This window comes from Geomonas agri (assembly GCF_020179605.1).
In the GTDB taxonomy this organism is placed as follows: Bacteria; Desulfobacterota; Desulfuromonadia; order Geobacterales; family Geobacteraceae; genus Geomonas; species Geomonas agri.
Map to the genome: position 1 here is coordinate 507,131 of NZ_JAINZO010000002.1, position 21,586 is coordinate 528,716.

Below are 21,586 nucleotides of genomic sequence, written 5' to 3' on the forward strand. Positions count from 1 at the left end.
CTGGTTTCGAACTGGATCCGTCTTACGACAGACGCCCCTTGTACGGCTCGCGGTCGGGTCCCTGGAGGGGGTAATCCTTCCTGAGCGGGTGCCCGACCCAGTCATCGGTCATCAAGATGCGCACCAGGTTCGGGTGGTTCTTGAAGTTGATGCCGAACAGGTCGTACGCCTCGCGCTCCAGCCAGTTGGCGGAGTTCCACAGGACGGCGGCGGAATCGATGGAGCAGTCCGCCTCGGTCACCGGCGCCTTGACCCTGACCCGATCCTTGTTGGGGATGGAGAGGAGGTGGTAAACCACCATGAAACGCGGCTCCTGACCCAGATAGTCAACGGCGGTAACGTCGGACAAGAAGTTGTAGCGCAGGTCGTCCCTCAGGTACTTGAGTACCTCGAGGATGCTCTCCTTCTTCACGGTCACCGTCACCTCGCCGCGATGCTCCTTGTATTCGAGCAGGGCATCCGCGAAACGCTCTTTCAGCTTCACTACAGCGCGATTATTTTCTGCCATGTCAGCCTTACCTTTCCCTTTGGTCGTTGTAGATTACGCGGCGGGTTCGAGTCTTTCGCCCAAGCCGATGGAAGAACCGAAGGAGTTCTTCTCGTTGGCGATCTTGTCCTGGAGTTTCATGAGGCCGTAGAGAAGGGCCTCCGGACGCGGCGGACACCCCGGGATGTAGACATCCACCGGGAGGGCCTCGTCAATACCCTGCACGACGGAGTAGGTGTCGAAGATGCCGCCCGAGCAGGCGCAGGCGCCCATGGCGACCACCCACTTCGGTTCCGGCATCTGCTCGTACACGGTCTTGATGACCGGGAGCATCTTCTTGGTCACGGTGCCGGCGATGATGATGCAGTCGGACTGACGCGGGGAGGCGCGGAAGATGATACCGAAACGGTCCAGGTCGTGCTTGGCCGCACCGGTCGCCATCATCTCGATCGCGCAGCAGGCAAGACCAAAGGTCATCGGCCAGATGGAGGACTTCCGAGCCCAGTTAACCAGGCTGTCCAGGGAAGTCGTGATGATGTTGTCGCCCAGCGGCTGAGTTACTCCCATTCCAGTGCTCCTTTTTTCCAAACGTAGATGTAGCCTACGAAGAGTATGACGATGAACAGACCCATCTCGACCAGGCCGAACATGCCCAGGCGCTTGAACAGGACGGCCCAGGGGTACATGAAGACGGCCTCGATATCGAACAGGATGAAGAGCATCGCGATCAGGTAGAACTTGATCGAGAAGCGCTCGCGTGCGCTACCCACCGGCTCGCAACCGCACTCGTAAGGTGCAAGCTTTACCTGAGACGGCTTCTTCTGGCCGATGAGCGATGAAAAGACCACCGACCCCAGACCGAACAAGCACGCTATGACGACCAGCACCAAGATTGGCAGATATGCACCAAGCATCCCTTATCCTCCCGTACCACCAGGTTTGTTGTTAATTTCTTTCCAAACACGCGGAAATGCCGTATACTGCACGCTTCTCGACCAACTAGCCCCGCTGCTTCCGATACTTAGCAAGCGCTGCGCCTTCGAAAAAGTATACTGTATACAACATTGCGACCGAAAATTATTTCATTTCACCATCTTTGTCAAGCAGAAATTATCCAATTATCTCCGAACCGTTTACAGAACCACGTATACTTTTTCTCAAATTGTATTACACCCTTAGGCCTTCCCCCCGCTGGCACCCTTCCCACCCCCTTCGGCCGTATACGAGAAAATTTTTTAATCCTTGACAGATTATCCGCGGCTATGCTACCAGAGAGCCCGATAGTTAATAATTTCCAGCCAGTTAGGAGAACCCAGTCATGCAAAACAGCCGTTCGTCGCAACTCTTTCAGCAGGCGCTCAAATCTATCCCCGGCGGGGTCAACTCCCCCGTGCGTGCCTTCCGCTCGGTAGGCTCCGATCCGCTGTTCATAAAGAGCGCTGCCGGCCCGATGATCTTCGACGAGGACGGCAACGGCTACATCGACTACGTGGGCTCCTGGGGTCCGATGATCGTGGGTCACTGCCACCCGAAGGTGGTCGAGGCGATCAAGAAGGCCGCCGAGAGCGGCGCCTCCTTCGGCGCGCCCACCGAACTGGAGATCACCCTGGCCGAGATGGTCATCAAGGCGGTCCCCTCCATCGAGATGGTGCGCATGGTGAGCTCCGGGACCGAGGCGACCATGAGCGCCATCCGTCTTTCCCGCGGCTACACCGGCCGTGACAACATCCTGAAGTTCTCCGGCTGCTACCACGGCCACTCCGATTCCCTGCTGGTCAAAGCCGGTTCCGGTCTCGCCACCTTCGGCGTGCCCGACTCCCCGGGCGTTCCGGCCGACCTCGCCAAGCACACCCTGACCGCGACCTACAACGACCTCGACTCCGTGCGCGCGCTGGTGGCCGCCAACAAGGGGACCATCGCCTGCGTCATCGTCGAGCCGGTAGCGGGCAACATGGGTACCGTGCCGCCGCAGGAAGGTTTCCTGGAAGGACTGCGCGAGATCTGCACCGAGGAAGGGATCGTGCTCATTTTCGACGAGGTCATGTCCGGCTTCAGGGTCGCCTACGGCGGGGCCCAGGAGCGTTTCGGCATCACCCCGGACCTCACCACCCTGGGCAAGATCATCGGCGGCGGCCTGCCGGTGGGCGCCTTTGGCGGCAAGAAGGAAATCATGTCCCAGCTCTCCCCGGCGGGCGGCGTCTACCAGGCCGGCACCCTCTCCGGCAACCCGCTGGCCATGACCGCCGGCATCGAGACCCTGAAACTGCTGCAGGAGCCGGGCTTCTATGAGAAGCTGGAGGAGAAGAGCAAGTTCGTGGCCGAAGGGATCGCCAAGGCCGCCAAGGACGCCGGCTTCCCGCTCTACTCCACCCGCGTCGGCTCCATGTTCTGCGGCTTCTTCTCCAAGGATCCGGTGACCAACTGGGACAGCGCCGCTAAGTGCGACACCAAGGCCTTCGCCACCTACTTCCGCGGCATGCTCGAAGAAGGCGTCTACCTGGCCTGCTCGCAGTTCGAGACCGCTTTCGTCGGCGCGTCCCACACCGAGAAGGACCTGGAGAAGACCATCACCGCCGCAGCCAAGTGCTTCAAGGCCCTCTAGGCCAACCTTTTCCGCTTCACGCAAACAAAAAGGCGCCCGCGTTTACCGCGGGCGCCTTTTTTCATGGCTGGTGCCGGGGAGAGGAAGCCTAGACCGAGATGAGCCTCCGCCGTAGCGCGATCATCTCCAGGCTTAGTTCCGCCATCACGGCGACTCGCTGCAACTCAAAGGCACCGCCCCCGAGCCGCCCGTGGCTGTCGTGCGCGCAGATCACCGCGGCGACCTGCCCCCCGAGCGTCAAGGGGACCAGGAGTGCTGGCGCCGGCAACTCTCCACCCATGGCCTGCAGCAGCTCCCCCTCCGCTCCGGACGAGACCTCTCCGAGGAACATGCCGCGCTCCTGCACCACGCGCCGCAATTGTGAGGCCTGCTCCAGGGAAAGAGCGCAGCCGCTGAAGCCCGGCACCGGTTCCCCCGCGGCCACCGCCTGCACGCCGACCAGTTGCCCGTTCTTCAGGCGGACCAGCGCACCGCGATCGAACTCACCGGCGACGTAGCAAAGCAGCGCCTGGACCGCTTCCGGCTCGGAAGAGGCCGCCGCCAGCCGATCGGCCAGTTCCGAGAGGGGGACGCGCTCCGGGGGCCAAGCTTCGTCGCTGCCGTCGGCGTCCAGCACAGCAGGCTTCAGGTCCGGTGGAGCGAACTTGGAGCGGACCCCGCCCTGCACCGGGATGTAGCGCACCGGACGCTTGATGCCGTAGCTGCGTTCCAGCGCCAGGGTCAGGCGCAGTTCCGAGCAGATCCGCGGGATGATCACCATACCGGTGATGAACCCGATCTCGTCGATGGCCTTGAAGTCAGAGGGATCGGACATGGCGATGACGAGGCGTTTGCCGTCCAGCGCCACCGGCAGCACGCGGTAGCGCTCCACCAGGTCAAGCGGCAGTAGTTCCAGCACGCTTTTAGGGACGGCAGCCAGCAGATCGTGATCGACACAGGGGACTCCGAGCTGCTCGCTCAAGACCCGCGCCAGCTGATCCTCTTCCACCAGCCCCATCTCCACCAGGTTGGTTCCCAGCCTGCCGCCGTAGATCGCCTGCGCGTTCAGCACCTGTTCCAGCTGGGAAGCGTTCAACGCACCTATCTTCATCAACATCTCGCCAAGGCGTGCCGCCATGTCACACCTCCTCCGCACGGCGCCGCACCAGCGGTGCGGTGACAGGGGTTAGTAGGATGACGTTCGGAAGTTCAGATTAGACAACGCCAATTATTCTACAGGGTCAGCCTGAGGGCGCAACGCATGGCAGTTGAAAGACGGGAAGCAAAGGCAAATCCCCCCCCGGCCCCCCTTTCGTAAGGGGGGGGGACGCTGGGGCACGTGCGATCGGCCGTGGCAACATACTCGACGGGTGCTATTTCGCAGATGGGGCAAAGAAAAGGGGCGTCACCTGTTTCGGTGACGCCCCACGTCGTTTAAATATTCTTTCTACCGGGATGCACCCGGCGAGGTGGACGAGCCTTACGCGCTCTGGATCTTCCGGCGCAGGGAGAGCATCTCCAGGCTGAGCTCGGCCATGACACCTACACGCTGCAACTCGAAGGCGCCGCCGCCGAGCCTGCCCTTGCTGTCACTGGCGCAAATGGCGCCGACCACGTGCCCCCCGAGCGAGACGGGAAGGAGCAGCGCCGACGCGGGGAGCTTGCCGCCCATGGCCCGGACCAGGGTCCCTTCGGCGTCACCGACGGCAAACTCGCAGATCACCAGTCCCTTATCCTGCACCATGCGCTGTAGATGGGTCATCTTGTCGATCTCGGCCTGGAACCCCGCGAAACTCTCCACGTCCAGGCCGTCGGCGACAGCCTGGACCCCGACCGCCATGCCTGACTTCAGACGCAGGAAACCGCCACGGTCGAACTCTCCGGAGATATAGGAGATAAGGGCCTGTACCACCTCTTTCTCGCTGCCGGCGCTGGACATCATGCCGGCCAGGTCCTTGACGGTTAAGTGGTCGGCAAAGACGGGCTCACCGGCCGGCGCGATATGCCGGCTTTCCAGTGGATTATACGCAGGGCTAGCCTCGCCCTGGGTGCCCCCTTCGAAACGGGTCCGGAGCCCGCCTTCTACCTGGATGAAACGGGCGGGACGGGTGATGCGGTAGAACCTCTCGAGGGCAAGGTTCAACCTGACCTCGGGGCAGATCCTGGGCTTGATGACCATACCGGTTACGAATCCGATCTCGTCCAGCGCCTTGAAGTCGTGCGGGTTGGTCATGGCAAGCGAGAGCCGCTTTCCTTCGACGGCCAGCGGCACCACCCGGTAGCGCTTGATCAGCTCGAGCGGTACGAGACGCAGCACCTGGTCCGGGATGGCGGACAGCTCCGCCGGTTCCACGCAGGGTGCGCCCATCTGCTCGCTCAGCACGTGGGCCAGCTCCTCCTCGGTAACCAGTCCCATCTCCACCAGGTTGGTGCCGATCCTGCCGCCGTAGATGACCTGGGCTTGCAGCACCTGGTCCAGTTGAGCCTTGGTAAGCGCCCCCACCTTGAGCAACATCTCGCCAAGCTTTACCGACATCGCTTACCTCCTTGAGCACAGCGTCTCGTGTTCAGAAAACCTCGCAACTGGAACAGTAAAATTGGCGTATTCTACTTAACGCTGACTGATGACGCAACCAACTTCTGCAGGGCCGGGTAAAAAGTGTATCTGGTTGAGCCGGGTCAAACAGCGATCGGGCCTTGTTGGCAGCGCCACCGGCGTACTGTTACAATGGCAGAAGCGGGCAAGGCAAAGCAGGCAGGGGACACGGGATGCCGCGATAAATCGTTATTTTTGTTGAGCCGAACCTTGGAAATTAATTGACATTAGCACCAGGGACGTGCTATTTAGCCTTGGTTTTCTACCCGTGGTTTGTATACGGGAAAGAGGACACACAGTTATGGATGAGGAAAAAAAGAACCTGCTCAGGACCCTGGGCATGATCTCCACCATGGGGATCTCCTTCGCGGTGGCGATTGCCATCGGCGTGTTCGTGGGCTTGAAACTGGACCATTGGCTCGGAACTGATCCGTGGTTTTTCTTCATCTTCCTCTTCTTCGGCATTGCGGCAGGCTTCCGCAACATCTTCATATTAGCGGGCAAAGAACTGCGCGATGGCGGAGACAAGGATAAACGAGAGTAACATCTTCTCCTGGCTGGTCCGGGGGAGCCTGCTGCTGAGTGTGGTACTCGGCGCGGCGGGTGCGCTCCTCATCTCCCCACGATTCGGCGGCTCGCTCTTCGTCGGGGGATTATTGGCCCTGGCCAACTTCTTCTGGATCCGGGCCGGGCTGGAAGCAGCGCTCAGGATGCAGCCGCGCAACGCTTCTCGCTTCGCCATACTGCGCTACGTATTACGGCTCGCCATCATGGCGGCCTTTTTGTACCTGTTGATCGTAGTCTTCAAGGCCGACGTCTTTGGCCTGATAATCGGGCTCTCGGTCCTCGTTCTCAACATAATCGCATTTTCGATATATCTGTCGACCCGTAAAGGAGGCTAGCTGCATGGTTCATCCCTTTTTATTCCTTCAGTTTTTCCGTGAGTTGCTGCACCCCCTCGGTTTTTCCGAGGCCAGCGCTGACGCCGTCGTTTATACCTGGCTGATCATGATCGGCCTGGTGCTGTTTTCCATCGTGGCCACCAAGAGGCTGCAGGCCGTTCCGTCTGGCGCGCAGAACTTCATGGAAGTCATCGTGGGCGGCATCGAGAACATGCTGGTAGAGACCATGGGCGAGCACGGCCGTCCGTTCTTCCCGCTGGTGGCGACCCTGGCACTGTTCATCCTGGTTTCCAACCTGATCGGCCTGGTCCCGGGCTTCTTCCCGCCGACCGCAAACATCAACACCACCGCGGCCTGCGCAGTCGTTGTCTTCATCACTACCCACATCGTGGGCGTGAAGGAGCACGGCGCCGGCTACATCAAGCACTTCCTGGGTCCCATCGCCTGGCTCGCTCCGATGATGTTCTTCATCGAGGTGATCGGCCACCTGAGCCGCGTGATCTCGCTGACCCTGCGTCTCTTCGGCAATATGAACGGCCACGAACTGGTCCTCATCATCTTCTTCGGCCTGGCCCCGTTCATGGTGCCGCTGCCGATGATGCTGATGGGCGTGCTGGTTTCCTTCATCCAGGCCTTCGTGTTCATGCTCCTGGCCATGATCTACATCCAGGGTTCGCTCGAGCACGCGCACTAAGAAGCAGATTAAGACTAAGATTGAGGTTTAGAAAAGCCTCTACTTGGCCCTAATCTTTATCTCAATCTCGACTTTTAATTCCTATACTATTTAGGAAAAATACGCAGCAAAGGAGAAACAAATGGAATTCTTTACTATGTGTGTACTCGCAGCAGGCATCGGCATGGCTCTCGGCACCCTCGGCACCGGCATCGGCCAGGGTCTCGCAGTTAAGAGCGCAGTTGAAGGCGTTTCCCGTAACCCGGGCGCTTCCGGCAAAATCCTCACCACCATGATGATCGGTCTGGCGATGATCGAGTCCCTGGCAATCTACGCCCTCGTTGTTTGCCTCATCATCCTCTTCGCTAACCCGTACAAAGAAGTTGCAATGTCCGCTATCAAGGCTGTTGCGAAGTAATTAGTTTCTTCTGGAAACGAGAAAAGGGGCGTACCTTGCGGTACGCCCCTTTTTTTGTGCTTGCAGCTTTAGAAGCAAATCCCCCCTGTCCCCCCTTCGCAAAAGGGGGGGCGCTGGTTCGCGGGCAGGGGTGAGTCTGTACCATACGCACTTTGTGGCATATCTGCCGGTCCACCCCCTCGCCCTCCGGGAGAGGGGCAGGGGTGAGGGCAACGTTGTCTGCACTATCCTCACTTCGTGGCATATCCCTCACCCGGCCTTCGGCCACCCTCTCCCAACGGGCAAGGGTATGGGACATAGAATCTGCCGCACGCCCCCCTGTTGACATTTACTTTCCGCTATGAAATAGTCCAGGCCATGAAAATCATAGCCGACATGCATACTCACACCCTCGCCTCGGGGCACGCTTACTCCACCATCAACGAACTGGCCAACGCGGCCGCACAGGCGGGTCTGCGCGGGCTGGGCATCACCGACCACGGCCCGGGATTACCCGGCGGACCGCACCGGTACCATTTCTGCGCCATGCGCTTCGTCCCCGCCACCATCGCCGGTGTCAGGATCTTCCGCGGCATCGAGGCCAACATCCTCGACCACACGGGCCGGCTCGACCTGGAGCAGGACGTCCTGGAGAGCCTGGACTACGTCATGGCGGGCTTCCACGAGGACTGCGGCATCTGCGGCCAGGACCGGGACCGCAACACCAAGACGCTGCTCACAGTCATGGAAAACCCGCTGGTGAAATGTATCTCCCACCCGGGCAACCCGATCTTCCCGCTCCACTACGAGGAGATCGTCATGGGTGCGCTCGCCACCGATACGGCGCTGGAGTTGAACAACTCATCGCTCGCCGCGGTGAGCCGCAAGGGGAGCAACGAGAACTGCGGGGAAATCGCCCGCCTGTGCGCCAGGATCGGCGCGCGAGTGATGATCGGCAGTGACGCCCATATCTGCCAAGGGGTCGGGGTGTTCGACCAGGCGCTGCAACTGGCAGCTGAGGCGGGGATTGCAGAGACACAGGTGGTGAACGCTTCCTGGGAGAGGCTGCTGGATTTCCTGGGGTTTAGCGAGTAGGGCTAAGATGGGAGTTGGGGGAAGAATGGGAATGATGCGAGTGCTGGGAAACCACCTTAGTCTCCCTGGATCGTAACATTGCGGGAATAAAGAAGGGGCGCCGGTACCGGCACCCCTTTTGTTTTTAGACGGCTCTCTTGCCGGACATGGAATAGGCGAGGACGGCGAGGCCGGCAAAGAGAAGCGGGATGCCTGCCATTGCGGTAGGGGTGAGGCGCTCGCCCAGGAACAGGATGCCCAGCAACGCGGCTACCAGCGGCTCAGCCAAGGAAAGGGTGACGGCGGAGGCCACGGGGACGCTACGCAGCCCCATGGCGAAAAGCCAGTATGACAGGGCTGTGATGACAACCCCGAGGTACAGGACCACCATGGTTCCCCGTACCGTGACCACCCAGCCAAGATCGGTAAAGAAGAGCACCGGCAGGAGCAGGAGAGCGCCCAGGCAAAAGACGACCGCCATGACTGCTTCGGACGTCCGCCCGGGGAGGAGCACCTTGATGGCCATGGTGTAGCAGGCATAGGAGGTGCCGGCACCGAGTGCCAACAGAATGCCCAGGACGTCGATGGCGATGCCACCGCCTCCGGTCACCAGGAGGCTGCAGCCGGCAAGGGCGAGCACGGTGGCGATGCCCCAGGCGCGGCCGGGACGCTCGCCGCGGACGACGAACCCAAGGATGCCTGCGATAACCGGGGAACTGCCGATGGCGACCAAGGTGCCTACTGCCACACCGGTCCGGTGCACCGCGGTGAAAAAGGTAAGTTGATAGATGGCAACGAAACCACCCGCGGCAAGGGTCCCCCAGAAGGGCCAGCGCCCTTTGCCGAGGCCGCCCTTAAGGAGAGCAAGCACCATGAGGGCCGCTCCCCCCACCAGGAGTCGAAACGCGCCGACGCTCCAGGGGCTGACACCGGTGGGAGCCAGGGCCTGGGCGGTGCCGGAGGAGCCCCAAAGGGTGGCGGCGGCAAGAACGAGCAGAGCACCCGCGGCGTTTTTAGTGGCCGGGGCGGCTGCGGTGGATTCGGGTGCAGTGGTCATTGGGTAGGCTTTCTGTTAAGTCAGACCGATCGGACTGAACGGACGAGCGAACGCGAGGCGCTAGCTGTGCTCGCGGGTGGCGTGGAAGCTCAAATCCTTCCAGTTCTCCATGGTGTTATCCAGGCGCCACTGGCTCCCGGCCAGGTAGGCCAGGTTCCCTTCACCATCCAGGTAGAGGTTCATGGCCTCTTTCTTCTGGAACTCGTCCAGCTTCTTCCTGTCGCCGGTGACCCAGCGCGCAGTGACGTAGGAAACGGGCTCGTAGGCGGCCTTGACGCTGTACTCGTGCTCCAGGCGGTGCATGACCACGTCGAACTGCAGCATGCCGACCGCGCCGACTATCCAGTCCGCCCCCATGAGCGGACGGAACACCTGGGTGGTCCCCTCCTCGGCGAGCTGCACCAGCCCCTTCTCCAGCGACTTGGACTTGAGCGGGTTCAGGATGCGCACTTTGCGGAAGTGCTCCGGCGCGAAGTTTGGGATGCCGGTATATTTAAGATCTTCGCCCTGGGTGAAGGTGTCGCCAATCTTGATGGTGCCGTGGTTGTGAATGCCGATGATGTCGCCGGCGTAGGCCTCGTCGACGTTGGTGCGGTCCTGGGCCATGAAGATGGTGGCGTTGGAGATCTGAACCTCGCGCCCAAGCCTTAGGTGCTTCACCTTCATGCCGCGCTCGAACTTGCCCGAGCAGATGCGGAAGAAGGCGATGCGGTCGCGGTGCGCCGGGTCCATGTTCGCCTGGATCTTGAAGGTGAAGCCGGTGAAGGGCTCCTCGTAGGGGTCGACGGTGCGGGTGGTCGCTTCGCGCGGCAGCGGAGAGGGTGCGTTTTCGACGAAGGAGTCCAGAAGCTGCTGCACCCCGAAGGTGTTGATGGCCGAACCGAAGAAGACCGGCGTCTGCTTGCCGGCGAGGTAGGCCGCGGCGTCGAATGGGTGGGCCGCGCCTTCCAGGAGTTCGACGTCGTTGCGCAGCTCCTCCACCTGGCTCCCCAGGAGCTCGTCAAGCAGGGGATCGTCCAGACCTTTGACGGTGACGACCTGCCCTACCCCGCGATCCGCCTCGGGATCGTAGAAGGTGATCTCCTTGGTGTAGAGGTGGTAGGTGCCGCGGAAACGCTTGCCCATGCCGATGGGCCAGGTCATCGGGGCGCACTGGATGTTGAGGGTGCTCTCGATGTCGTCCAGGAGGTCGAGCGGCTCGCGCCCCTCGCGGTCCAGCTTGTTGATGAAGGTCATGATCGGCGTGTGGCGCAGGCGGCAGACCTCGAGGAGCTTCTTGGTCTGGCTCTCGACGCCCTTCACCGAGTCGATAACCATCAAAACAGAGTCAACTGCAGTTAAGGTTCTGTAGGTATCTTCCGAAAAGTCATTATGACCGGGAGTATCGAGCAGGTTGATCTCGAAATCGCGATAGGTGAACTTCATCACGGAGGAGGTTACCGAGATGCCGCGCTGCTTTTCCATCTCCATCCAGTCGCTGGTAGCATGGCGCGCCGACTTCCTGGCCCTGACCTCGCCGGCCTGCTGAATGGCGCCGCCGAAGAGCAATAGCTTCTCGGTTATGGTAGTCTTACCGGCGTCGGGGTGACTGATGATGGCGAAGGTGCGACGCTTCCCTATTTCTTGTTCGTTGAACCGCATCAACTGGAACTCCCGTTAAAATTATCTGGACAAAAGAAAGGCGAAGAGGGTATCTTCGCCGGATCTGATAACGAAGCATAATTGCACAGCAACCCCCTAAAGGGCAATCATTTTTTTCCGGTGGGCCGTCCATGAACGACATCTATCAGCGCCTCCAAGTTACCGGCGAAACACAGGACCTGGCCGAGATCATCGCGACCTTGGATGCCATTAAAGCTGGGAAGCTGAAAAACGACCTGAGGCTGCTTAATTTCTACCGCGAAGTTCCGGTCAGCTACGGTGCCGAGGTGCTCACCGTGGAGGAGCACGATGCGGAACTGCAGGTGAACCAGATCCAGGCCGTGGTGATCGCCCACGAAAAGCTCACCGTTTTGAAAAGCAGCCACTTCCGCAGGGACGTGGCGGCGTCGGTGACCTACGTCAACGTGGAGAAGTCGCGGGTGGTGCTGTCCAACCTGAGCTACGCCTTGGTGCGGGCCGACCGGCGCATGTCGGTGCGGGTCCAGCTGGGCTCCGCGATCGATGCATCTTTTGCCGCCCCGGAACTTGACTCGGTACACGGCCGTTTGCACGACATGTCGCTAACAGGGATGTCCATCAACGTCGCACGCGACCCCAACCTGCCGGTCAGCCAGAAGGGGGAACTCTCCCTAAGCCTCCCCTCCGGATCCATCTCGGTCGCCGCCTCCCTTTTAAAGGTGTTCAACCTGGAGGAGGGGTTCCGGCTGGTCTTCGAGATCGAGCCGTCTCGCGCTGCTGAGCTCAGCATTTCCCAGTACATCTTCCAGCGCCAGGTCGAGATCATCAAGGAACTGAAGGACCACCCCGGCGTCGCCAGCTAATCCCCATGCTTTTTGACAGCCACTGTCACCTGGATGACCCGCAGCTTTTGCCCCACCTGGGCACGCTCATCCCCGAGGCGGAGGCTGCCGGTATCACCGGCTTCCTTGTGCCGGGGGTGCATCCCGCTGGTTGGCAGCCCATCCAGTCGCTCTGCTCAAGCCAGCCCCGCATCTGCCCCGCTTACGGCGTCCACCCCATGCACGCCGACCTCGTCACCCCCTCGGTACTTGCTACCCTGAAAACACATGCGGTCACCGCCTGCGCCATCGGCGAGATCGGGCTCGACTACCAGTTCCCCTCCCCTCCACGGGAACTGCAGCGGCAGGCCTTCGCGGCTCAGTTGCAGGTCGCGTTGGAGGCCGGGCTGCCGGTTCTGCTCCACTGCCGCAAGGCCTTCGAGGACCTGATCGCGATACTGCGCGAGAGTGAGGTCAGCCGCATCGGTGGCGTGATGCACTCCTTTTCCGGGAGCCTGGCAACGGCGGAGATCTGCCTGAAGCTCGGGCTGCACATCTCGCTCTCGGGGACCGTCACCTACGCCAATGCCCGCCGCCCGCTGGAGGTGGCCAAGGCGGTTCCGCTGGAGCGGTTGCTACTGGAGACCGACGCTCCAGACCTGGCTCCGGAGCCGTACCGGGGCAGCGTCAATGTTCCGGCACATCTGCTGGCCACCGCCCGACGTGTGGCTGACATCCGGGGAATCCCCCTGGACGACCTCGCCCGCCACACTTTCAACAACGCCGTCCGGCTCTTCAAACTCGACCCGTCCCTGGGATCCCATTCGACGCATTAGACTGTTTTCATTGCTATTTCAGTCATTTGACCTCCTTGACGGCTTAGATATACTCTTTGCCAGGCAATTCCCATTGAACCGTTACGGAGGTACTGCCATGTTCAAGGAATACACACTACAGGAAGCGTTAAAACTGGCCATCAAGACCGAGAAGGAGAGCATGGACTTCTACCGTCGGGCGGGGTCGGCGAGCAAGGATGACAGGTCGAAAAAGGTGTTCGATCTCTTGGCCAACGAGGAAGCAGGGCATCTGCGCGCCTTCTTCGATCACTACCGCGGCGGCGACCTGGGGGACATCGACAGCTACCTGGCCTCTCCTCCGGACAAGCAGTCGGCAACCCACCTGGCGCTGGAACAGGCGATTGCCGCCGACAGCCACGAGCAGAAGGCACTGGAAATCGCCCTGAAGGAAGAGAAGGCCTGTATCGACTTCTACACCATACTGGTGAAGGACGTGGTGGACCCGCTGGTGCGTCGTGTCTTCGAGACGGTGATCAAGGAGACCCAGGGGCACTATGACATGATCGAGGATGAGTACATGCGTGTCATGACCATGGTGCACAGCTCGGATCAGAACATTTACGTGAGGGAATAAGGGGAAGGCGCCCGAAGGGCGCCGGGTCTGTGGGCAGCGGCAGTGGCCGTGGAAGGGGCGTTATGTGGACCCGGTGAACGGGCTACTGCTGATAAGCTACAACGTGAAAAGCCTCCGCACCTTTTGGTGCGGAGGCTTTTGTTTTTGAACATGGCTTCTACCCGCTCTACCCGCCTGCTAGGCCAGGTACTGGGCGTAGTAACCCTTGACCTTGGCCAGGTAATTCCTGGTCTCCCGGGGGAGGACGTCGGTGCCGTGACGGTCGACATTGCCCGGTCCCCAGTTGTAGGCGGCCAAGGCCTCGTCAACGTTGCCGTTGTAGCGGCGCAACATGTCCTTCAAAAACCTGGTCCCCGCCATGATGTTCTGCTCGGGATCGAAGGAATCGGTGACGCCGAGCCCCCGCGCGGTGGCGGGCATCAGCTGCATCAACCCCTGTGCGCCTGCGGAACTGACAGCGCGGGGGTTAAAATTGCTCTCGGCCTTGATCACCGCACGGATCAACCCGCTGTCCACGCCGTAGCGCTGACTGGCCCGCTGGATGATGGCGTCGGTGCCGCTGTCGTCGGCTACCCCCGGCACGACGGGAAGCTGGCCGGCCTGGAAATGGGACTGCTGGGACTGGAAAGCGGCCTCGGGCCCCTGCTCGGCTGCGGCTTCACGGGTCTCGGCCACCGCACTGCCGCGGGAGGGAAGCTGCTCCAGAAACCGGTTCAACAAACCCTGAACGTTGACGTTGGCAGTGGATGGAGCCGGGGTTGCGGCTTCACCACCACCGATCGCCAGGGCGGAACTGAGCATCTTCAGCCGAAGCGCCTCGGCGGCGGCCTGAGGCGTCACCGGGACGGTGGCGCTCCCTTTGTCCAGCATCTCCTGGAAGGGCACTGCCGGCGAACCGGCGGCGACGGGCTTCTTGCCCCCTTCGACGCTCCCCGGGGCCGTGGTTATGGGATTGATCGACATATTCTCCCCTCTTACGGGGAAAGCGTAGTCTCCCCGTAAACCAGTTTCTTCTTCTTCAACTTCTCGATCAGCGTGGTGCGCTTCAGGTTCAAGAGCTCGGCGGCTTCTTTCTTGTTGCCGCCGCTCTTCTCCAGGGCCTGCAAGATCAGCCGGTTCTCGAACTCTTCAACAGCGCTGTTGAGGCAGAAGCCGTCGTCGGGAAGGTTGATCATGTGTTCGCCGTGCGCCACGGGGATGCTGCGGCCGCCGCGGTACTTCTCGGGAAGGTCGTGGATGCTGATCACGCCGGTCCCCTTGATGATGACCAGGCGCTCCACCAGGTTCTCCAACTCGCGCACGTTGCCGGGCCAGTCGTAGCTCCCCAGGGTCTCCATGACCTGCTTGTCAAAACCCTGAACCTTGCGCTGCTTGCTCCGGTTGAACTTCTCCAGGAAGCTGTTCAACAAGAGCGGAATGTCCGCCCCGCGCTCGCGCAGGGGGGGAAGCATGATCGGGATCACGGACAGCCGGTAATAGAGGTCCTCGCGGAACTCCTTGGAGGCCACCATCCCGTCCAGGTTCTGGTTCGTGGCCGCGATGATCCTGACGTCGACCTTCTTGGAGCGGGTGGAACCTACCGGCTCCAGCTCCCGGCTCTGCAGCACGCGCAGGAGCTTCACCTGCAGGTTCGCCTTCATGTCCCCGATCTCGTCGAGGAACAGGGTCCCCTTGTCGGCCATCTCGAAGCGCCCGACCCGGGTGGCGACGGCGCCGGTGAAGGAGCCCTTGACGTGGCCGAACAGTTCGCTCTCCAAAAGCTCGTCCGGGATGGCAGCGCAGTTGAGGGCCACGAAGTTCTTGTCGGAGCGGTTGGAGAGGTCGTGGATGGCCCGCGCCACCAGTTCCTTGCCGGTCCCCGACTCTCCCTGGATCAGGACGGTGGAGTCGGAGGTGGCTACCTTCTCGATCATCTCGAAAAGCGAGAGCATCTTTTCGCTTTCGCCGATGATGTTGTTCAAAAGCGCCCTGTTCTTTATGCAAGGCTTGGACCGGAAACTCTTGCTCTGCAGCGCCTGGTGCTCCAGGCCGCGCTTGACGTGGGTTTCCAACTCCTCGAGGTTGAAGGGCTTTTCCAGATAGAAGAACGCCCCCGCCTTCAGGAGATTGGCGGTCATCTCGTTGTTGGCGAAGGCGCTGTAGGCTATGGTGACTATCTCCGGGCGGAGCGACTTGAGCTGCCGGATGAACTCCAGACCGTTCACCCGCGGCATCATGATATCGGTGATGACCATCTGCACGTCGTGCATCTCTATCTTCTGCAGGGCGTCCTGCCCGTCGAAGGCCTGGTAGACCTGGTACCCTTTGTAGCTCAAAAAGGCGGCCACGAAGTCCCGCGTCTTTTTGTCATCATCTGCGATCAGTATTTTCGGCGTTTCCATCGTTTCCCCGATTTCGGTTAAAGTTGCTGAGATTTAAGCCGATACAAAAACGGTCAACGTCCGAAACTATAGCGAGTTCTCTCGGCAATGTCAATTAAATGACTAGGGCTAAATATCATCCCTGTCAATTTTTTGCCCGACACCCCCAAACATACCCCGGATGGGGGGCTCCAGCCGCACTGGGCGGCGTTCCGCATCGCTGACAGCGATCTTGCATTAGAGAAAAAAAATATTCAACCTTTGTCATACCCGGCCGATTAGGGTCAGTAGGGCTGGCACCACGTGTCGGTCCCGATTACACCGTAGAGGGAGGGTCCATGGAGACCGCACTCACCAAGGTAAAGAGCGAAGAGTACGGGGGGGAGTTGATCCAGCTGGTCAGCTTCAACCTCGAGAAAGAAGAGTACGGCATCAACGTCCTCATGGTGCGCGAGATCATCCGGATGCTCAACATCACCCGGGTGCCCAACACCCCCCACTACGTCGAGGGTGTCATCAACCTGCGCGGCAAGGTCATCCCGATCATCAACCTGCGCAAGAAGTTCGACCTGATGGACACCGACTACGACAAGCGCACCAGGATCATGGTGATGGAGGTGGTGGGCGAGCTGATGGGGTTCATCGTGGACGAGGTTTCCGAGGTGATCCGCATCTCCGAGAAGGAGATCCAGCCGCCTCCCCCGGTGGTCTCCAGCGGTATCGAGCAAGAGTGCATGGCCGGCGTCATCAACCAGGCCGAACGGCTCCTGGTCCTGCTTGACCTCGAGAAGATGTTCTCGGCCGACGAAAGAAGGCTGTTCAGCAACGTAGCGTAAGGCACCAACAGGGGGAAACGGTCCCCCTTTCCGGAGCACAAAAATGGCCATAGACTGCGAAGATCAGGAACTATTGGACGGCTTTCTTGCCGAAACCACCGAGCTCCTGGAAAAACTTGACGACGACCTGATCTCTCTCGAGAAGAGCCCGGAAGACGCCGACCTCATGAACCGGATCTTCCGGTCCATCCACACGGTGAAGGGGGCCTCGAGCTTCCTGGGATTCGACATGCTCGTCAAGGTCACGCACAAGACCGAGGACGTGCTGAACCGGCTCAGGAAGCTGGAGCTGACGCTCACCTCCGAGATCATGGACGTGATCCTCGAGGCGGTCGACCTCGTCAAGACCCTGGTGGCCGACATCAAGGGTGGCGACATCGTCGACCGGGACCTGGAGGGGACCATAGCCAAGTTGATCCCGTTCCTTTCGGAGAACGCCGTGGAAGCGACCGTGCTCGCGCCCGTCTTCGCCCCCAAGGAGGAGAAGGCTGCCGCCCCTGCGGAAGCGCCGGCACAAGCCGCGGCGGCCGAGCCTGCTGCCGAGGCCGCGTCTGCCGCCCCGCAAGAAGCCAAGGCGGAAGCCAAGGCCGAGCCCGCGCCCGCCCAGCAGGTAGCGCCCGCGCCGCAACCCAAGCCCCAGCCGGTCAAGGAGCCGCAAAAGGTTCCCGCCAAGGGTGGTGGCGAAGACCTCGCCGACAACTCGACGGTCAGGGTGGACGTGAAGCGCCTGGACGACCTGATGAACCAGGTCGGCGAGCTGGTGCTGGAGCGTAACCGCATGATCCAGCTGCACAGCGACTACCAGACCGGCCTCAATCCCGCCGAGTTCGGCGACGATTTCGGCAAGCTCTCCAAGCGGCTTAACTTCGTCACCTCGGAACTGCAGATGCAGGTCCTCAAGATGCGCATGCTCCCGGTGGAGAAGGTATTCAAGAAGTTCCCGCGCATCGTCCGCAACCTGGCACGCGACCTGGGCAAGGAGGTCGACCTGGTCATCTACGGCGAGGAGACCGAACTGGACCGTTCCGTTGTCGACGAGATCGGCGATCCCTTGATCCACCTGATCAGGAACGCCCTGGACCACGGCCTGGAGACCCCGGAGCAGCGCCTGGCCGCCGGCAAGGACCGCACCGGCACCGTGGTCCTCTCCGCCGCCCACGAGGGGAACCAGATCGTCATCAGCATCAAGGACAACGGCCGCGGCATCGACCCGGACAAGATCGCCAAGAAGGCGCTGGACAAGGGGCTGGTCACCGACGAGCAGGTCGCTGCCATGGGGACCCGGGAGATCCTCGACCTCATCTTCCTCCCCGGCTTCTCCACCAAGGAGCAGACCACCGACCTCTCCGGGCGCGGCGTGGGCATGGACGTGGTGCGCACCAACATCCGGAAGCTGAACGGCATCATCGAGATCAAGAACGAGGTGGGGCACGGCAGCGAGTTCATACTGAAACTGCCGCTTACCCTGGCCATCATCCAGTCGCTGCTGGTCGAGGTCGAGAAGGAGGTCTACTCGATCCCGCTGGCCTCGGTCATCGAGACCATGCGCGTCAGCAAGAAGGAGTTCCACATGATCGGCGGCCAGGAGGTGCTCAAGCTGCGGGACTCGGTGCTGCCGCTGCTCCGGTTGCAGCAGACCTTCGGGTGCCACGAGGTCTACACGGACCGGGACACCTGCTACGTGGTCATCGTTGGGGTCGCAGAGAAGAGGATCGGCCTGATCGTCACCAGGCTGCTCGGGCAACAGGAGGTTGCCATCAAGTCGCTGGGCAAGTTCCTGTCCAACCTCCCGGGGATCGGCGGATCGACCATCATGGGAGACGGCAGGGTGGCGTTAATTGTAGATCCGATCGGACTGGTCGGTGGGGCAGCCTGAGGGGACGATAATGCCATTAGACATGAAACCATTTGACGCTAAAAGTGCCCCGAAGATTTCCGACAAGGATTTCGAGCAGCTTCGGGACTACATATACAACGTCTGCGGCATCTACTTCCACAGCAGCAAGAAGTACTTCCTGGAAAGCCGTCTGGCGCGCAGGATGGAAGGGACCGGCTGCAAGACCCATGCGGACTACTACCAGTACGTGCGCAGCCCGGCCACCGGAAGGACCGAGCTGACCAAACTGCTCGACGAGATCACCACCAACGAGACCTGCTTCTTCAGGAACATGCCCCAGCTGAACGCGCTGGAGAACAAGTTCCTCCCCGAGATCATCGCCACCAAGGGGAAAATCGGGTTCAAGAAGCTGCGCATCTGGAGCGCCGGCTCCTCGTCTGGCGAAGAGGCCTACACCATGGCCATGATCCTCCTGGAAAAGCGCGCCACGCTCCTGAAGGACTGGATCATCGAAATCGTGGGAACCGACATCAATGAGACGGTGCTGGGCCAGGCACGCGAAGGGGTCTACAACAGCTACTCGGTGCGCAACACCCCCGACTACTACCTCAAGAAATACTTCAAGGAAGAGGCCCCGGGGCGGTTCGTGCTTTCTCCCGACGTGAAGAAACTGGCCACATTCAGCCAGTTGAACCTCTACGACGACAACAAGATGCTCTTCATGAAGAGCTTCGATTTTATCTTCTGCGCCAACGTGCTCATCTACTTCGACACGTCCTCGAAGAGCAAGGTAGTGCAGCACTTCTACAACAACCTGCAGCCGTATGGCTACTTCTTCGTGGGGCAGTCCGAGTCGCTGCATGGGGTGAACGACAAATTCAAGACCGTGCACTTCCCTGGCGGGTTCACCTACAACAAGTGAGGACGATGCAATGGATAAAGCAGCCATGATGCAGACTGCCCAGGAGATGGTCGAGAGCTTCGTTGACCTCCCCACCATCCCGCACGTGGCCACCCGGGTGATCGAGCTTCTGGACCGCCCCGGCGTCGAGCTGGATGAAGTTGCCGACATGATTCTGGCCGACCAGGTCCTGGCGGCCCGGGTCATCAAGATGGTCAACTCGCCGCTGTACAAACCGGCCAACGAGATAAAGTCCGTGAAACGGGCCCTGATTTACCTGGGCTTCCGTCACATCCGCGAGCTGGCCTTCACCTGTTCCTTCGTCGACGTATTCGAAGGGCGAGACGGCATCTTCGACGTCAGGACGTTCTGGGAGCACTCCTTCGGCGTCGGCGTGGTCTCCAAGATCATCGCCCAGCGGGTGCGCTACCCGGACACCGAAAAGGCCTACCTGGTGGGGATCGTGCACGACATCGGCGAGGTTTTCCTCTCCTACTACCGCCAGGACGCCTTCCGCGCCCTGCTCGAGTCGGTGAAGGGCCATCCCTTCCGGCTGGTGGACAAGGAGGCCGAGTACCTGGGGACCTCGCACAGCGAGATCGGCCTGTGCATCGCCCGAAAGTGGAACTTCCCTGCCGATTACTGCGAGGTGATCGGGCTGCACCACGACCCGGAGCAGGCCGTGCTCGACCCGACCCTGTGCGCCATCGTCAACCTGGCAGACCTGTTCTGCTCCGTGCGCCAGCTCGACTACGGCGGGAGCTCCTGGGTCACCTTCAACCTCGCCGAGGAAAAGGCCTGGGCTATCCTGAGGGCCTACGCGCCCAATCTCGCCGACCTCGACGTGGAGCGCTTCTGCTACGAGCTGGACGACCGCGTCCCCGAGATCCAGGACATGGTCAAATCGATCTTCCAAGGCATAGGAGCCAAAGAAACGTCATGATCCCCGCAACCTCGAGCAAACTGAAGGTACTGATCGTCGACGACTCCTCCTTTATGAGGATGGCAATCCGCGGCATCCTCACCAAGGCCCCCGGCGTGGAGATCGTCGGCATCGCGGCCGACGGCATGGAAGGGGTGGAAAAGGCCCTGGCGCTGAAACCGGACCTGATCACCATGGACGTCGAGATGCCGCGCATGGACGGCATTGCCGCGCTGAAGCAGATCATGTCCAAGCAGCCCACCCGGGTGCTCATGGTCTCCACCCTTACCTGCGAGGGGGCGCGGGCCACCTTCGAGGCGCTCGAAGCGGGCGCCATCGACTACGTCCCCAAGAACGTCAGCGACTGCAAGGACGCGCAGGCCATGTTCCAGGCGGCGCTCCTCGAGAAAGTGCGCGAGGCTTCGGTCTCTGCCATCCCCAGGCGTGGCGGCCTCGGCCTCGTGCAGCGGGTCGCGCCGCCGGTGCAGGTGCGTCCGTCCCAGTTCGCCAACCGCCGCATCGGTTACGTCGGCATCGGTGCCTCCACCGGGGGACCGGTCGCGCTCCAGGAGGTCATCTCCCGAATCCCGGTCAATTTCCCGCACGGCATCGTGGTGGCCATCCACATGCCCAAGGCCTTCACCGGCCCCTACGCCGAGAGGCTCAACGCCAAGTGTTCGTTATCGATCAGGGAAGCGGTGGACGGGGATATCGTCAAGGGTGGGCAGGTGCTGATCGCACCGGGCGGAATGCATACCAGCCTGGTCAGGCAGGGGAGCAATATCGTGGTGAAGACCTCCCCGACCAGCGAGTTCCCGCAGTACATCTACATCCCTTCGGTGGACCAGATGATCACCTCCATGGCGGACGCCAGCAACGGCGCCATGTTAGGGGTAATCCTGACCGGGATGGGGAATGACGGGTTCAAGGGGATGAAGCATCTGAAGGAAAAAGGAGGGCTGACCCTGGTGCAGAACGAGGCGACCTCCACCATCTACGGCATGCCGCGCGCCTGCATCGACGGCAAGGTGGCCGACGTAGTGCTGCCGCTGGACCAGATAGGATTCGAGATCGGGAAGATCGGCTAGACT

23 protein-coding genes are annotated in these 21,586 nt (G+C 61.0%); 14 read left to right on the forward strand and 9 right to left on the reverse strand.

Features of this window, described 5'->3' with window-relative positions; genetic code table 11:
* Nucleotides 1–22: 22 nt before the first annotated feature.
* From K7R21_RS13690 to K7R21_RS13700, 3 genes are read right to left on the reverse strand one after another with little or no spacing between them, the layout of a single operon-like run.
* Nucleotides 23–508 (reverse strand): NADH-quinone oxidoreductase subunit C, encoded by a 486-nt coding sequence (locus K7R21_RS13690; protein ID WP_224983859.1) that lies wholly within the window; start codon nucleotides 506–508, stop codon nucleotides 23–25.
* Nucleotides 509–541: 33 nt separating this feature from the next.
* Nucleotides 542–1,054, reverse strand: a complete 513-nt coding sequence (locus K7R21_RS13695) for an NADH-quinone oxidoreductase subunit B (protein ID WP_216508829.1) — start codon at nucleotides 1,052–1,054, stop codon at nucleotides 542–544.
* Entirely contained in the window at nucleotides 1,045–1,401 is a 357-nt protein-coding gene (locus K7R21_RS13700) for an NADH-quinone oxidoreductase subunit A (protein WP_216508830.1), read from the reverse strand. The genes K7R21_RS13695 and K7R21_RS13700 overlap by 10 nt, the downstream gene beginning before the upstream one ends.
* Before the next feature lie 404 nt (nucleotides 1,402–1,805).
* Between K7R21_RS13700 and hemL the strand changes: the two genes are divergently transcribed.
* Entirely contained in the window at nucleotides 1,806–3,089 is a 1,284-nt protein-coding gene (gene hemL / locus K7R21_RS13705; protein WP_224983860.1) for a glutamate-1-semialdehyde 2,1-aminomutase, read from the forward strand.
* An 88-nt stretch (nucleotides 3,090–3,177) separates the two neighbouring features.
* Here hemL and K7R21_RS13710 read toward each other — a convergent pair whose 3' ends face one another.
* Entirely contained in the window at nucleotides 3,178–4,206 is a 1,029-nt protein-coding gene (locus K7R21_RS13710; RefSeq protein ID WP_224983861.1) for a GspE/PulE/PilB domain-containing protein, read from the reverse strand.
* A 342-nt stretch (nucleotides 4,207–4,548) separates the two neighbouring features.
* The gene (locus K7R21_RS13715) at nucleotides 4,549–5,604 is read right to left on the reverse strand and encodes a GspE/PulE/PilB domain-containing protein (RefSeq protein WP_224983862.1); all 1,056 of its coding nucleotides are present in this window, start codon (nucleotides 5,602–5,604) and stop codon (nucleotides 4,549–4,551) included.
* 361 nt (nucleotides 5,605–5,965) lie between these two features.
* Here K7R21_RS13715 and K7R21_RS13720 point away from each other — a divergent pair, with 361 nt between their 5' ends.
* The 5 genes from K7R21_RS13720 (at nucleotide 5,966) to K7R21_RS13740 (ending at nucleotide 8,731) form a co-directional block, all read left to right on the forward strand.
* On the forward strand, nucleotides 5,966–6,208 hold the full coding sequence (locus K7R21_RS13720) for an AtpZ/AtpI family protein (protein ID WP_216508834.1): 243 nt from the start codon (nucleotides 5,966–5,968) through the stop codon (nucleotides 6,206–6,208).
* A complete protein-coding gene (locus tag K7R21_RS13725; RefSeq protein WP_224983863.1) occupies nucleotides 6,180–6,566 on the forward strand; it encodes an ATP synthase subunit I in 387 nt (128 codons plus the stop codon). The genes K7R21_RS13720 and K7R21_RS13725 overlap by 29 nt, the downstream gene beginning before the upstream one ends.
* A gap of 4 nt (nucleotides 6,567–6,570) precedes the next feature.
* A complete protein-coding gene (atpB, locus tag K7R21_RS13730; protein ID WP_216500186.1) occupies nucleotides 6,571–7,260 on the forward strand; it encodes a F0F1 ATP synthase subunit A in 690 nt (229 codons plus the stop codon).
* Between the two features lie 121 nt (nucleotides 7,261–7,381).
* Entirely contained in the window at nucleotides 7,382–7,657 is a 276-nt protein-coding gene (gene atpE, locus K7R21_RS13735) for an ATP synthase F0 subunit C (RefSeq protein ID WP_199391134.1), read from the forward strand.
* 357 nt (nucleotides 7,658–8,014) lie between these two features.
* A complete protein-coding gene (locus tag K7R21_RS13740; RefSeq protein ID WP_224983864.1) occupies nucleotides 8,015–8,731 on the forward strand; it encodes a phosphatase in 717 nt (238 codons plus the stop codon).
* A gap of 124 nt (nucleotides 8,732–8,855) precedes the next feature.
* Here K7R21_RS13740 and K7R21_RS13745 read toward each other — a convergent pair whose 3' ends face one another.
* Together K7R21_RS13745 and K7R21_RS13750 are read right to left on the reverse strand one after the other, a co-directional pair.
* Entirely contained in the window at nucleotides 8,856–9,767 is a 912-nt protein-coding gene (locus K7R21_RS13745) for a DMT family transporter (RefSeq protein ID WP_224983865.1), read from the reverse strand.
* 60 nt (nucleotides 9,768–9,827) lie between these two features.
* Nucleotides 9,828–11,408 (reverse strand): peptide chain release factor 3, encoded by a 1,581-nt coding sequence (locus K7R21_RS13750; protein ID WP_404813657.1) that lies wholly within the window; start codon nucleotides 11,406–11,408, stop codon nucleotides 9,828–9,830.
* A gap of 131 nt (nucleotides 11,409–11,539) precedes the next feature.
* On the opposite strand from K7R21_RS13750, the gene K7R21_RS13755 reads away from it, so the two are divergent.
* The 3 genes from K7R21_RS13755 to K7R21_RS13765 all read left to right on the forward strand — a co-directional run bounded on the left by K7R21_RS13755 (nucleotide 11,540) and on the right by K7R21_RS13765 (nucleotide 13,639).
* Nucleotides 11,540–12,250, forward strand: coding sequence for a PilZ domain-containing protein (locus K7R21_RS13755; protein ID WP_224983867.1), 711 nt, complete (start codon nucleotides 11,540–11,542; stop codon nucleotides 12,248–12,250).
* A gap of 5 nt (nucleotides 12,251–12,255) precedes the next feature.
* Complete coding sequence (locus K7R21_RS13760) at nucleotides 12,256–13,044, forward strand: TatD family hydrolase (protein WP_224983868.1); 789 nt, start codon at nucleotides 12,256–12,258, stop codon at nucleotides 13,042–13,044.
* 97 nt (nucleotides 13,045–13,141) lie between these two features.
* On the forward strand, nucleotides 13,142–13,639 hold the full coding sequence (locus K7R21_RS13765; RefSeq protein WP_224983869.1) for a ferritin-like domain-containing protein: 498 nt from the start codon (nucleotides 13,142–13,144) through the stop codon (nucleotides 13,637–13,639).
* Between the two features lie 177 nt (nucleotides 13,640–13,816).
* Here K7R21_RS13765 and K7R21_RS13770 read toward each other — a convergent pair whose 3' ends face one another.
* Both K7R21_RS13770 and K7R21_RS13775 read right to left on the reverse strand, forming a co-directional pair.
* Nucleotides 13,817–14,602 (reverse strand): lytic transglycosylase domain-containing protein, encoded by a 786-nt coding sequence (locus K7R21_RS13770; protein ID WP_224983870.1) that lies wholly within the window; start codon nucleotides 14,600–14,602, stop codon nucleotides 13,817–13,819.
* 11 nt (nucleotides 14,603–14,613) lie between these two features.
* Entirely contained in the window at nucleotides 14,614–16,020 is a 1,407-nt protein-coding gene (locus tag K7R21_RS13775) for a sigma-54-dependent transcriptional regulator (protein ID WP_224983871.1), read from the reverse strand.
* Nucleotides 16,021–16,337: 317 nt separating this feature from the next.
* On the opposite strand from K7R21_RS13775, the gene K7R21_RS13780 reads away from it, so the two are divergent.
* From K7R21_RS13780 to K7R21_RS13800, 5 genes are read left to right on the forward strand one after another with little or no spacing between them, the layout of a single operon-like run.
* Nucleotides 16,338–16,835, forward strand: a complete 498-nt coding sequence (locus tag K7R21_RS13780; RefSeq protein ID WP_224983872.1) for a chemotaxis protein CheW — start codon at nucleotides 16,338–16,340, stop codon at nucleotides 16,833–16,835.
* A gap of 43 nt (nucleotides 16,836–16,878) precedes the next feature.
* Complete coding sequence (locus tag K7R21_RS13785) at nucleotides 16,879–18,711, forward strand: chemotaxis protein CheA (protein ID WP_224983873.1); 1,833 nt, start codon at nucleotides 16,879–16,881, stop codon at nucleotides 18,709–18,711.
* Between the two features lie 10 nt (nucleotides 18,712–18,721).
* Nucleotides 18,722–19,594 carry a CheR family methyltransferase gene (locus K7R21_RS13790; RefSeq protein WP_224983874.1) on the forward strand — a complete coding sequence of 291 codons (873 nt, stop codon included), beginning with the start codon at nucleotides 18,722–18,724 and terminating at the stop codon, nucleotides 19,592–19,594.
* 10 nt (nucleotides 19,595–19,604) lie between these two features.
* A complete protein-coding gene (locus K7R21_RS13795; protein WP_224983875.1) occupies nucleotides 19,605–20,516 on the forward strand; it encodes an HDOD domain-containing protein in 912 nt (303 codons plus the stop codon).
* Nucleotides 20,513–21,583, forward strand: coding sequence for a protein-glutamate methylesterase/protein-glutamine glutaminase (locus K7R21_RS13800; protein ID WP_224983876.1), 1,071 nt, complete (start codon nucleotides 20,513–20,515; stop codon nucleotides 21,581–21,583). Before K7R21_RS13795 ends, K7R21_RS13800 begins: the two co-directional genes overlap by 4 nt.
* Nucleotides 21,584–21,586: the final 3 nt, after the last annotated feature.